This is a genomic window from Geobacillus sp. PLS 41 (assembly GCF_056494105.1).
The window spans coordinates 408233-420521 of record NZ_CM151395.1 but is presented as its reverse complement, the minus strand read 5'-3'; the positions used below and the strand labels follow the sequence as shown (position 1 = coordinate 420521).

5 protein-coding genes, 7 tRNA genes, 3 rRNA genes and 1 pseudogene are annotated in these 12289 nt (G+C 53.3%); 15 read left to right on the top strand and 1 reads right to left on the bottom strand.

From position 1 onward, the window contains the following. Nucleotides 1-97: 97 nt before the first annotated feature. Nucleotides 98-852, bottom strand: a pseudogene (gene pdaB / locus ACVX3G_RS01920) (polysaccharide deacetylase family sporulation protein PdaB). A gap of 673 nt (nt 853-1525) precedes the next feature. Between pdaB and ACVX3G_RS01915 the strand changes: the two are divergent. From ACVX3G_RS01915 to ACVX3G_RS01845, 15 genes are all read left to right on the top strand, one after another. Further along, nucleotides 1526-3085: ribosomal RNA gene (locus tag ACVX3G_RS01915) — 16S ribosomal RNA — on the top strand. A gap of 360 nt (nt 3086-3445) precedes the next feature. Next, nucleotides 3446-6375: ribosomal RNA gene (locus ACVX3G_RS01910) — 23S ribosomal RNA — on the top strand. Between the two features lie 99 nt (nt 6376-6474). After that, nucleotides 6475-6591: ribosomal RNA gene (gene rrf, locus ACVX3G_RS01905) — 5S ribosomal RNA — on the top strand. Together the 16S, 23S and 5S rRNA genes with 7 tRNA genes alongside form the textbook arrangement of a ribosomal RNA operon. A gap of 156 nt (nt 6592-6747) precedes the next feature. Further along, nucleotides 6748-6822 (top strand) — tRNA-Asn (locus ACVX3G_RS01900). Between the two features lie 7 nt (nt 6823-6829). Beyond that, nucleotides 6830-6905: transfer RNA gene (locus ACVX3G_RS01895), tRNA-Thr, on the top strand. Nucleotides 6906-6915: 10 nt separating this feature from the next. Then, nucleotides 6916-6987 (top strand) — tRNA-Glu (locus tag ACVX3G_RS01890). A 114-nt stretch (nt 6988-7101) separates the two neighbouring features. Continuing rightward, a tRNA-Gln gene (locus ACVX3G_RS01885) sits at nt 7102-7176 on the top strand. A 301-nt stretch (nt 7177-7477) separates the two neighbouring features. Further along, nucleotides 7478-7553 (top strand) — tRNA-Lys (locus ACVX3G_RS01880). Nucleotides 7554-7557: 4 nt separating this feature from the next. After that, nucleotides 7558-7629: transfer RNA gene (locus ACVX3G_RS01875), tRNA-Gly, on the top strand. 6 nt (nt 7630-7635) lie between these two features. Further along, nucleotides 7636-7708: transfer RNA gene (locus ACVX3G_RS01870), tRNA-Ala, on the top strand. A gap of 148 nt (nt 7709-7856) precedes the next feature. Then, entirely contained in the window at nt 7857-8756 is a 900-nt protein-coding gene (gene rocF, locus ACVX3G_RS01865) for an arginase (RefSeq protein ID WP_033005491.1), read from the top strand. 200 nt (nt 8757-8956) lie between these two features. Beyond that, a complete protein-coding gene (gene sigW / locus ACVX3G_RS01860) occupies nt 8957-9520 on the top strand; it encodes an RNA polymerase sigma factor SigW (protein WP_011229662.1) in 564 nt (187 codons plus the stop codon). Between the two features lie 14 nt (nt 9521-9534). After that, nucleotides 9535-10146, top strand: coding sequence for an anti-sigma-W factor RsiW (rsiW, locus tag ACVX3G_RS01855; RefSeq protein ID WP_015373735.1), 612 nt, complete (start codon nt 9535-9537; stop codon nt 10144-10146). A 72-nt stretch (nt 10147-10218) separates the two neighbouring features. Next, entirely contained in the window at nt 10219-11040 is an 822-nt protein-coding gene (gene cdaA, locus ACVX3G_RS01850) for a diadenylate cyclase CdaA (protein WP_014194616.1), read from the top strand. Beyond that, on the top strand, nt 11033-12271 hold the full coding sequence (locus ACVX3G_RS01845) for a CdaR family protein (RefSeq protein ID WP_479454573.1): 1239 nt from the start codon (nt 11033-11035) through the stop codon (nt 12269-12271). Before cdaA ends, ACVX3G_RS01845 begins: the two co-directional genes overlap by 8 nt. Nucleotides 12272-12289 lie beyond the last annotated feature (18 nt).

The window sequence follows — 12289 nt, the reverse complement described above, 5'->3', positions numbered from 1 at the left end:
GAAAAAACGGCTGTTCGCCAAAAGCCAATCATTCCAATTGGCGGCTTGTCTGCCGCCGCAATCCAGCCGCACCGGCGCAGGCCGCTGTCGGAACGTGTCACTCGATCCCGCGGCTTTCGGCTTCGCCATTCGCCAACAGCTCGGAGAGGTTGACGTTTTTGTAGCCGTTTTCTTTCATGGAAGCGATAATTTTCGGCAGCGCTTTGGCTGTCTGTTTTGCCGAATCAGATGCGTGAAGGAGCACGATATCGCCCGGTTCCAGGTCCCTCGTGACGTTCTCAACAATTTGGTCTGTCCCAGGGTTGAGCCAGTCTTTCGAGTCAATGCTCCAATGGACGACAGTGTAGCCGAGGGACTGAGCAACTTTTAACACATTTTTGTTGAAGTTCCCCCCAGGGGGCGCAGCAGCTCAACCTGTTTAATTCCCAACATGTCAAACACTTTTTTCGCCATGATTAAATCTTGACGGATTTTGGCGTTCTCAAGTTCCGTATAGTTGACAAAGTTATATCCCATACTGCCAATCTCATGCCCCTCCTCTTTGATCCGCTTCACCACGGCTGGATGGCGTTCGGCCCATGAGGCGGATAAGAAAAAGGTCGCGTTTTGAATCCCATGCTGCTTCAAGACATCCAAAATTTTGTCTGCATTCTCATCTCCCCAGCTGATATCGAACGTCAACGCCACCTCATTGCGGGCGTTGTCCACTTTATATACCGCCTTCGGCCCAGAAGGAAGCGAAAAAACGGGACGGTTCATTTCATAAGCGTACAAGACAACGGCGGTGAAAAAGGCGGAGCAGATAATAATGAGAGCTTTTTTCAGCGTCCGTCCGTTCAACGCGTAAAACATGACATCGGCCCCCTTTTTTGCATTGTAAAATCGTTGTCCTAATAACATCTTATGCGGACAGCCATGGCGGTTATGAAACTTATTTGCCAGTCCTCTTACCGTCGAAGAGATGGAGGAAGCCTAAAGGAACGGTCTGGCGTCGGTTCTTGAAATTCCCTTAAAAAAGATATTGCATTTTTGATTGGTAAGTGGTATATTAAAAATCGTCGCTAATCCGACAGAGTGTTCGATAGCGGTGAGTGACGAAAAGCAACGGAAAAGATCTTGACAAGAAAAAAGAGGCATGTTAGTATAAAAGAGCTGTTTGCAATAGGAAGCTTCAACTATTCTTCAGTTCAAGACTGCAAATCAGCAGAGAAGTTGTTTCAATGCAGCAACTTTGCGTCTGTGTCTTCTAGTGAATTCGGGGGAATTGGGTTCCTCGACGCAAGACTGCAACGAAGCAAGTTCAAGAAGAGGTCTCGTTCCTTGAAAACTGAACGAAACGAAGCGCGAAAGAAAAGCTGAGGCCCGCGGGTCGCCGCGATGGGCAAATGTTCTTCGCCTGCAGGGATTTACAATCCCGAAGGCGAAGGTGATTTGACCCCGAGCGGCGGCGGGCCGAAGCTGGACAATACGAAAAGCGGAGGCCGCTTTGGCCGAAGTTGGACAATGCGAAAAGCCAATCAACTTTCTTTTGGAGAGTTTGATCCTGGCTCAGGACGAACGCTGGCGGCGTGCCTAATACATGCAAGTCGAGCGGACCGGATCGGAGCTTGCTCTGATTTGGTCAGCGGCGGACGGGTGAGTAACACGTGGGCAACCTGCCCGCAAGACCGGGATAACTCCGGGAAACCGGAGCTAATACCGGATAACACCGAAGACCGCATGGTCTTTGGTTGAAAGGCGGCCTTTTGGCTGTCACTTGCGGATGGGCCCGCGGCGCATTAGCTAGTTGGTGAGGTAACGGCTCACCAAGGCGACGATGCGTAGCCGGCCTGAGAGGGTGACCGGCCACACTGGGACTGAGACACGGCCCAGACTCCTACGGGAGGCAGCAGTAGGGAATCTTCCGCAATGGGCGAAAGCCTGACGGAGCGACGCCGCGTGAGCGAAGAAGGCCTTCGGGTCGTAAAGCTCTGTTGTGAGGGACGAAGGGGCGCCGTTCGAAGAGGGCGGCGCGGTGACGGTACCTCACGAGAAAGCCCCGGCTAACTACGTGCCAGCAGCCGCGGTAATACGTAGGGGGCGAGCGTTGTCCGGAATTATTGGGCGTAAAGCGCGCGCAGGCGGTCCCTTAAGTCTGATGTGAAAGCCCACGGCTCAACCGTGGAGGGTCATTGGAAACTGGGGGACTTGAGTGCAGGAGAGGAGAGCGGAATTCCACGTGTAGCGGTGAAATGCGTAGAGATGTGGAGGAACACCAGTGGCGAAGGCGGCTCTCTGGCCTGCAACTGACGCTGAGGCGCGAAAGCGTGGGGAGCAAACAGGATTAGATACCCTGGTAGTCCACGCCGTAAACGATGAGTGCTAAGTGTTAGAGGGGTCACACCCTTTAGTGCTGCAGCTAACGCGATAAGCACTCCGCCTGGGGAGTACGGCCGCAAGGCTGAAACTCAAAGGAATTGACGGGGGCCCGCACAAGCGGTGGAGCATGTGGTTTAATTCGAAGCAACGCGAAGAACCTTACCAGGTCTTGACATCCCCTGACAACCCAAGAGATTGGGCGTTCCCCCTTCGGGGGGGACAGGGTGACAGGTGGTGCATGGTTGTCGTCAGCTCGTGTCGTGAGATGTTGGGTTAAGTCCCGCAACGAGCGCAACCCTCGCCTCTAGTTGCCAGCACGAAGGTGGGCACTCTAGAGGGACTGCCGGCGACAAGTCGGAGGAAGGTGGGGATGACGTCAAATCATCATGCCCCTTATGACCTGGGCTACACACGTGCTACAATGGGCGGTACAAAGGGCTGCGAACCCGCGAGGGGGAGCGAATCCCAAAAAGCCGCTCTCAGTTCGGATTGCAGGCTGCAACTCGCCTGCATGAAGCCGGAATCGCTAGTAATCGCGGATCAGCATGCCGCGGTGAATACGTTCCCGGGCCTTGTACACACCGCCCGTCACACCACGAGAGCTTGCAACACCCGAAGTCGGTGAGGTAACCCGCAAGGGAGCCAGCCGCCGAAGGTGGGGCAAGTGATTGGGGTGAAGTCGTAACAAGGTAGCCGTACCGGAAGGTGCGGCTGGATCACCTCCTTTCTAAGGAGAAAAGCGGAGGCCGCAATGGCCAACCTACCAATCCATCGCGCTTCTGTTTCGTTCAGTTTTGAAGGAATGAGAAATTCCTTCACTTGTTTTGCGCCTGCGTCTTCTAGCAGATTCAAGGAAGATGGATTCCTCGGCGCAAAGCTGCAAGGAAGCAGACTCAAGGCAGTCGCTTCGTTCAGTTTTGAAGGAATGAAAAGTTCCTTCAAAAGCGCCTGTGCCTGCGTGTGCTAGCAGGTTCAGGGAAGCAAGATTCCTCGGCGCAAGACTGCAGAGAAGCAAATTCAAGAAGCAGTCTCGTTCCTTGAAAACTAGATAACCGATTAACATAAGGAAGAAGCCGAGAGCGCAATAGGTTAAGCTGGAAAGGGCGCACGGTGGATGCCTTGGCACTAGGAGCCGATGAAGGACGGGGCAAACGCCGAAACGCTTCGGGGAGCTGTAAGCAAGCGTTGATCCGGAGATGTCCGAATGGGGGAACCCACTGTCCGTAATGGGGCAGTATCCATGCCTGAATCCATAGGGCATGGAGGGCACACCCGGGGAACTGAAACATCTTAGTACCCGGAGGAGAAGAAAGCAACCGCGATTCCCTGAGTAGCGGCGAGCGAAACGGGAACAGCCCAAACCAAGAGGCGAGTCCTCTTGGGGTTGTAGGACCGCTCACGATGGGAGTGAGAAAGGGACGGGGTAGACGAACCGGTCTGGAACGGCCGGCCAGAGAAGGTGAGAGCCCTGTAGTCGAAACTTCGTTCCCTCCCGAGCGGATCCTGAGTACGGCGGGACACGAGGAATCCCGTCGGAAGCAGGGAGGACCATCTCCCAAGGCTAAATACTCCCTAGTGACCGATAGTGCACCAGTACCGTGAGGGAAAGGTGAAAAGCACCCCGGGAGGGGAGTGAAAGAGAACCTGAAACCGTGTGCCTACAAGTAGTCAGAGCCCGTTGATGGGTGATGGCGTGCCTTTTGTAGAATGAACCGGCGAGTGACGATGGCGTGCGAGGTTAAGCCGAAGAGGCGGAGCCGCAGCGAAAGCGAGTCTGAACAGGGCGTGTGAGTACGTCGTCGTCGACCCGAAACCAGGTGATCTACCCATGTCCAGGGTGAAGGCCGGGTAACACCGGCTGGAGGCCCGAACCCACGCACGTTGAAAAGTGCGGGGATGAGGTGTGGGTAGGGGTGAAATGCCAATCGAACTTGGAGATAGCTGGTTCTCCCCGAAATAGCTTTAGGGCTAGCCTCGGGTTTGAGAGTCTTGGAGGTAGAGCACTGATTGGGCTAGGGGCCCCAAACGGGTTACCGAACCCAGTCAAACTCCGAATGCCAACGACTTATGCCCGGGAGTCAGACTGCGAGTGATAAGATCCGTGGTCGAGAGGGGAACAGCCCAGACCGCCAGCTAAGGCCCCGAAGTGCACGTTCAGTGGAAAAGGATGTGGAGTTGCAAAGACAACCAGGATGTTGGCTTAGAAGCAGCCACCATTTAAAGAGTGCGTAATAGCTCACTGGTCGAGTGACTCTGCGCCGAAAATGTACCGGGGCTAAACGTGCCGCCGAAGCTGCGGGATGACCGTTGGTCATCGGTAGGGGAGCGTTCTAAGGGCAGAGAAGCCAGACCGGAAGGACTGGTGGAGCGCTTAGAAGTGAGAATGCCGGTATGAGTAGCGAAAACAGAGGTGAGAATCCTCTGCGCCGAAAGCCTAAGGGTTCCTGAGGAAGGTTCGTCCGCTCAGGGTTAGTCGGGACCTAAGCCGAGGCCGAAAGGCGTAGGTGATGGACAACAGGTTGAGATTCCTGTACCACCTTCTTCCCGTTTGAGCGATGGGGGGACGCAGGAGGATAGGGCGAGCAGGCGGCTGGAAGAGCCTGTCCAAGCCGTGAGGCTGATCCGCAGGCAAATCCGCGGATCATAAGGCCAAGCGGTGACGGCGACGGAGTAATCCGGAAGTCCCCGATTTCACACTGCCAAGAAAAGCCTCTAGCGAGGGAAGAGGTGCCCGTACCGCAAACCGACACAGGTAGGCGAGGAGAGAATCCTAAGGCGCGCGGGAGAACTCTCGTTAAGGAACTCGGCAAAATGACCCCGTAACTTCGGGAGAAGGGGTGCTCTTTGGGGTGAAGAGCCCTGAAGAGCCGCAGTGAAAAGGCCCAAGCGACTGTTTATCAAAAACACAGGTCTCTGCGAAGCCGAAAGGCGACGTATAGGGGCTGACACCTGCCCGGTGCTGGAAGGTTAAGGGGAGCGCTTAGCGGAAGCGAAGGTGCGAACCGAAGCCCCAGTAAACGGCGGCCGTAACTATAACGGTCCTAAGGTAGCGAAATTCCTTGTCGGGTAAGTTCCGACCCGCACGAAAGGTGTAACGACTTGGGCGCTGTCTCAACGAGAGACCCGGTGAAATTATACTACCTGTGAAGATGCAGGTTACCCGCGACAGGACGGAAAGACCCCGTGGAGCTTTACTGCAGCCTGATATGGAATTTTGGTATCGCTTGTACAGGATAGGTGGGAGCCTGGGAAGCCGGAGCGCCAGCTTCGGTGGAGGCGGCGGTGGGATACCACCCTGGCGGTATTGAAATTCTAACCCGCACCCCTTAGCGGGGTGGGAGACAGTGTCAGGTGGGCAGTTTGACTGGGGCGGTCGCCTCCCAAAAGGTAACGGAGGCGCCCAAAGGTTCCCTCAGAATGGTTGGAAATCATTCGGAGAGTGCAAAGGCACAAGGGAGCTTGACTGCGAGACGGACAGGTCGAGCAGGGACGAAAGTCGGGCTTAGTGATCCGGTGGTTCCGCATGGAAGGGCCATCGCTCAACGGATAAAAGCTACCCCGGGGATAACAGGCTGATCTCCCCCAAGAGTCCACATCGACGGGGAGGTTTGGCACCTCGATGTCGGCTCATCGCATCCTGGGGCTGTAGTCGGTCCCAAGGGTTGGGCTGTTCGCCCATTAAAGCGGTACGCGAGCTGGGTTCAGAACGTCGTGAGACAGTTCGGTCCCTATCCGTCGCGGGCGGAGGAAATTTGAGAGGAGCTGTCCTTAGTACGAGAGGACCGGGATGGACGCACCGCTGGTGTACCAGTTGTCCCGCCAGGGGCACCGCTGGGTAGCTATGTGCGGACGGGATAAGCGCTGAAAGCATCTAAGCGTGAAGCCCCCCTCAAGATGAGATTTCCCACCGCGCAAAGCGGGTAAGATCCCTCGAAGATGACGAGGTCGATAGGTCCGAGGTGGAAGCGTGGCGACACGTGGAGCTGACGGATACTAATCGATCGAGGGCTTGACCTATGAGCGGCTTCTTCCTGAGCACGGTTATCTAGTTTTGAGGGAATGAAAAAGTCTTGACAACAGGTCAACTTTCCTTATAATAAGACTTGTCCATTGTTGCCTAGTGGCTATGGCGGAGGGGAAACACCCGTTCCCATCCCGAACACGGAAGTTAAGCCCTCCAGCGCCGATGGTAGTTGGGGCCAGCGCCCCTGCAAGAGTAGGTCGCTGCTAGGCAATGTTTCATTATTCTGCAATAGTTCAGCGACGAGCTTCACATCTTCGAATTCGCTACGAGTTGCCTCGACGCATCTCGCTCCCTTGAATTAGCTGGCAGAGGAAGAGGCAACGAGCACATTGGGAAAATGTGCATGACATATAGTTATTCATCATTCCGCAATAGCTCAGCGGTAGAGCAACCGGCTGTTAACCGGTAGGTCGTAGGTTCGAATCCTACTTGCGGAGCCATTTTTACGCTTCCATAGCTCAGTAGGTAGAGCACTTCCATGGTAAGGAAGAGGTCACCGGTTCGAGCCCGGTTGGAAGCTCCATTTATTTTCCGGCCCGTTGGTCAAGTGGTTAAGACACCGCCCTTTCACGGCGGTAACACGGGTTCGAATCCCGTACGGGTCACTCCATTTCGGCCAGTCGTCCTTTCAAGGATGATTGGCCGAAATGAAAAGTGTATACTTCCCTGATTGCTGAGATATAATAGCAATTGAATACAGCGTTTCTTTCTCATCGCGTTGGGCTATAGCCAAGCGGTAAGGCAACGGACTTTGACTCCGTGATGCGCTGGTTCGAATCCAGCTAGCCCAGCCATTATTTTTTTGTACATAAAAATGGTCATGAGCCATTAGCTCAGTAACGAGCGCTACATCTTCGAGTTTGCTTCGAGTTGCCTCGACGCACTTGGCATCTTTGAATCGGCTGGGAGAGGAAGAGGCAGGTAGAGCTAGGTAGTACCTAGAGTGTATACCCAACCATGAGCCATTAGCTCAGTAGGTAGAGCAACGAGCAAAGCATCTTCGGATTTGCTTCGAGTTGTCCCGACGCATCTTGCTTCCTTGAATATGCTTGTAGAGGAAGGGACATCGTTCACTGTGAGTGTATACTCAACCATGAGCCATTAGCTCAGTAGGTAGAGCATCTGACTTTTAATCAGAGGGTCGGAGGTTCGAGTCCTCCATGGCTCACCATAGCGCGGAAGTAGTTCAGTGGTAGAACACCACCTTGCCAAGGTGGGGGTCGCGGGTTCGAGTCCCGTCTTCCGCTTGGGGCGGGGCCTTAGCTCAGCTGGGAGAGCGCCTGCTTTGCACGCAGGAGGTCATCGGTTCGATCCCGATAGGCTCCATCAAGAGCAGACTGCTTGACAACCAAAAGCAGCCTGCTCTTTTTTGTTATATCGGTATAAATATTCAAAATTTTGTCAAGTTGAGTCATCCCCTTTCTTTCCTCTACAATAAAGACGTAACAGGAACCGGAAAGGAGTGGGAGACAGCATGAAGCCAATTTCAATTATCGGGGTTCCGATGGATTTAGGGCAGACACGCCGCGGCGTTGATATGGGGCCGAGCGCAATGCGTTATGCAGGCGTCATCGAACGTCTGGAACGTCTTCATTACGATATTGAAGATTTGGGAGATATTCCGATTGGAAAAGCAGAGCGGTTGCACGAGCAAGGAGATTCACGGTTGCGCAATTTGAAAGCGGTTGCGGAGGCGAATGAGAAACTCGCGGCGGCGGTTGACCAAGTCGTTCAGCGGGGGCGCTTCCCACTTGTGCTGGGCGGCGACCATAGCATCGCCATTGGCACGCTCGCCGGGGTGGCGAAACATTATGAGCGGCTTGGAGTGATCTGGTATGACGCGCATGGCGACGTCAACACCGCGGAAACGTCGCCGTCTGGAAACATTCATGGCATGCCGCTGGCGGCGAGCCTCGGGTTTGGCCATCCGGCGCTGACGCAAATCGGCGGATACAGCCCCAAAATCAAGCCGGAACATGTCGTGTTGATCGGCGTCCGTTCCCTTGATGAAGGGGAGAAGAAGTTTATTCGCGAAAAAGGAATCAAAATTTACACGATGCATGAGGTTGATCGGCTCGGAATGACAAGGGTGATGGAAGAAACGATCGCCTATTTAAAAGAACGAACGGATGGCGTTCATTTGTCGCTTGACTTGGATGGCCTTGACCCAAGCGACGCACCGGGAGTCGGAACGCCTGTCATTGGAGGATTGACATACCGCGAAAGCCATTTGGCGATGGAGATGCTGGCCGAGGCACAAATCATCACTTCAGCGGAATTTGTCGAAGTGAACCCGATCTTGGATGAGCGGAACAAAACAGCATCAGTGGCTGTAGCGCTGATGGGGTCGTTGTTTGGTGAAAAACTCATTTAATGCATGTGGGCAAAGAGGGTTGGTTGCGGGATTCACGGATATGATGATGATTTGTTCCCGCTGTTTGTGAAAGAGGGGCTGCCATTTGTTTGGCGTCCCCTCTTTTTCCGTTGTATGATACAATAAATATGTTGCATGAAACTTTTCTTGATCGAGCGCCGTAATATACGGTAAGCCGTGAGGCGGGGGTATTGTATTTTATGGATCTATTTATTAAAAAGAGAATTAAGGCGATCCAAAAAGGGGATCAAAACGCATACGCGGATCTTGTCGATTTGTATAAGGACAAGATTTACCGTCTTTGCTATCGAATGCTTGGCAATCGGCATGAGGCGGAAGATGCGGCGCAGGAGGCGTTCATCCGCGCCTACATCCATATTGATACGTACAATCCAGAAATGAAGTTTTCCACTTGGCTGTACCGGATCGCGACGAACTTGACGATCGATAAATTGCGGAAACGGAAGCCGGACGTGTATTTAGATGAAGAGGTCGGAGGCACGGACGGGTTGACGATGCAGGCTCAGCTTCCTTCCCGCGAAGCATCCCCGGAGGAGGCAGTGGAAAGCCTGGAGCTGCAAGAGACGGTGCAGCGAGCGATTGAGCAGTTGCCAGAAAAGTATCGAAGCGTGATCGTGTTGAAATATATGGAAGATTTGTCCTTGCAAGAAATCAGCGAGATTTTAGGGTTGCCGGTCGGCACGGTGAAAACGCGGCTGCATCGCGGCCGTGAAGCGTTGCGCAGGCAATTGGGTCATTTATAAGAGGGTGGGAGACTATGGAATGTCCGAAAGAAATCGTGTTGCTCATGCACAGCTATTTTGATGGAGATCTCCAGCCAGAAGGAGAGCAGCAGCTGAAAGAACATTTGCGTTCGTGCGCTGCGTGCGCTGCCCATTTTCACGAGCTGAAAAAGACGGTTGCTTTCCTCCAATATGCCGCCCACGTTGCGGCGCCGCCGTCGTTTGCAGCCAAGGTTATGGAGGCGATGCCGAAAGAGAGAAAGACCGCGCGGCTGCGCCGTTTTCTGCATCGTCATCCGCTGCTTACGGCTGCCTCGTTGTTTTTCGCGCTTACTTTCGGCAGCTTAGCCTCTTCATGGGGGGAAAGAGGCGCGTTTTCCGTCTCAGCTGATGAACATGTCATCATCCGCGATCATACTGTCATCGTGCCGAAAGGAGAAACGGTCAAAGGAGATATTGTCGTCCGCAATGGCTCGATTCGGATTGAAGGAACGGTTGATGGGGACGTGACTGTGATCCATGGAAAGAAATATATGGCGTCCGCCGGGCAAGTGACAGGGGAAGTGGAGGAAATTAATCAAGTGTTTGAATGGATTTGGTATAATATTAAAGAAAGGTTCAATCGTGCGCTCCAATCGATTGAATGATGGCAGCCATCGTTCGATGGCTTTTTCCGTGGCCATCAACAGATTGGAATTAGAGATAAAGGAAGTGTGAAGATGTCCTTCGGAGAGCTCCCCATCGTGTCATATTTGTTAAAAGTGGTTGATATCCTTGTCGTTTGGTATGTGATTTACAAGTTGATCATGATGATTCGCGGGACGAAGGCCATTCAGTTGTTAAAAGGCATTTTTTTAATTATTTTGGTTCGTTTCGTGAGCAATTACCTCGGATTGACGACGTTGCAATGGCTGATGGATCAGGCGATCATTTGGGGATTTCTCGCGATCATCATCATTTTTCAACCAGAATTGCGGCGCGCCCTTGAGCAGCTCGGCCGCGGACGGCTGTTCACCCGCAATACGGTCAATGAAGAGGAAGAGCGGATGCGAATGGTGGAAGCCATTGTCAAAGCGACCGAGTATATGGCGAAGCGACGCATCGGCGCGCTGATTTCCATTGAGCGGGAAACCGGAATGAACGATTATGTCGAAACCGGCATTATGTTAAACGCTCATGTATCGCCGGAACTGCTCATTAATATTTTCATTCCGAACACGCCGCTTCATGATGGGGCGGTCATTATTCAAAAAAACCAAATCGCTGCGGCGGCCTGTTATTTGCCATTATCGGAAAGTCCGTTTATTTCGAAAGAGCTCGGAACACGCCATCGGGCGGCGCTCGGCATCAGCGAAGTGACGGACAGCGTCACCGTCGTCGTGTCGGAAGAGACGGGAGCAGTATCGTTGACGAAAAACGGCGAGCTGTACCGCGATTTAACGATCGATGAGTTTCGGGAGCTGTTGACCGGCGAACTTGCTCCAGCGACGAAGGCGCCTGCTTCTTCCCGTTGGCAGTGGAGGGGGAAGAAACATGGATAAGTTGATGGACCATCCTTGGTTTATTCGCGTTGTCTCCTTATTGCTGGCGATTATGCTGTATATGTCGGCCAATGTCGGGGCGAAAACTGGTGAGACGCGCAACACGTTTGGCCAGGAAGATACGGAAACGTTGGTCGATATTCCGGTGGTCGCTTACTATGATGAAAACAACTTGGTCGTATCGGGTGTCCCGAAATACGTGAACGTTACGCTCCAAGGACCCGCCAGCATTGTCAAGCCGACGGCTCTACAACGAAATTTCGAGGTGTATGTCGATTTAACGGAATTGCCATTAGGGACATACACGGTGCCGATCAAATACAGGGACATCTCCGACAAGTTGAAAGTGACGATTCAGCCTTCCTCGGCCAAAGTGACGATTCGTGAAAAAGTGTCGAAACAGTTTCCGGTCGGTGTTGAATTTTTCAATCGAAACAAAATGCCGGATGGCTATTCCGTTGGAGAACCGACGGTGAAACCAGATGCCGTGACGATTACCGGGGCGAAGGAACGAATCGACGAGATTGCCTTTGTCAAAGCCATCGTCGACTTAGATGGGGCGACGGAAACGCTGACGAGAGAAGCGCGCGTTCGAGTGTACGATCGACGGGGAAATGAGTTGGATATTGAGCCAGAGCCATCGTCGGTGGAAGTAACCGTGCCGGTGAAAAGCCCGAGCAAGACGGTGCCGGTTCAAGTGCAGACAACCGGAGAGCTGCCGGATGGTGTGCATCTTGTCAGCGTCACGCCGGAGCCGGATCGGGTCACGATTTATGGACCGAAGGAAGTGTTGAACCATATTGACAAGCTGGAAGGATTGACAGTTGATTTGGACGACATTACCGACGATGCGACGGTAGAACTTGACGCTCCGCTCCCTGATGGAGCAAAAAGCGTCAACCCAGACAAAATCAAGGTCCATATTGATGTGGAAAAAGACGTCACGCAAACGTGGAAAGACGTGCCGATCGCTGTCATCGGCTTGCCGGATTCATACAAAGCCGAATTTGTCAAACCGCTTGAAGGCAAAATTACGGTCCGCCTTGTCGGTCCGCCCGATGTCGTCCGCGGGTTGACAAAAGACGATATTCGTTTGTATGTCGATGTCGGTGGACTTGACACCGGCGAACATCAAGTTCCCATTCAATGGAACCACCCTGAACAAGTCCAATGGCAGCCGTCGGTGGAAACGGCGATGGTCCAGATTAGCGAAAAAGCGGCTGCACAATAAACTGCATAGTAAGGAGAG

What these genes read in the sequence shown, in the direction of transcription:
- rsiW (WP_015373735.1), top strand. Translation starts at nt 9,535, where the DNA reads ATGGAATGTCCGAAAGAAATCGTGTTGCTCATGCACAGCTATTTTGAT.
- rocF (WP_033005491.1), top strand. Translation starts at nt 7,857, where the DNA reads ATGAAGCCAATTTCAATTATCGGGGTTCCGATGGATTTAGGGCAGACA.
- sigW (WP_011229662.1), top strand. Translation starts at nt 8,957, where the DNA reads ATGGATCTATTTATTAAAAAGAGAATTAAGGCGATCCAAAAAGGGGAT.
- cdaA (WP_014194616.1), top strand. Translation starts at nt 10,219, where the DNA reads ATGTCCTTCGGAGAGCTCCCCATCGTGTCATATTTGTTAAAAGTGGTT.
- ACVX3G_RS01845 (WP_479454573.1), top strand. Translation starts at nt 11,033, where the DNA reads ATGGATAAGTTGATGGACCATCCTTGGTTTATTCGCGTTGTCTCCTTA.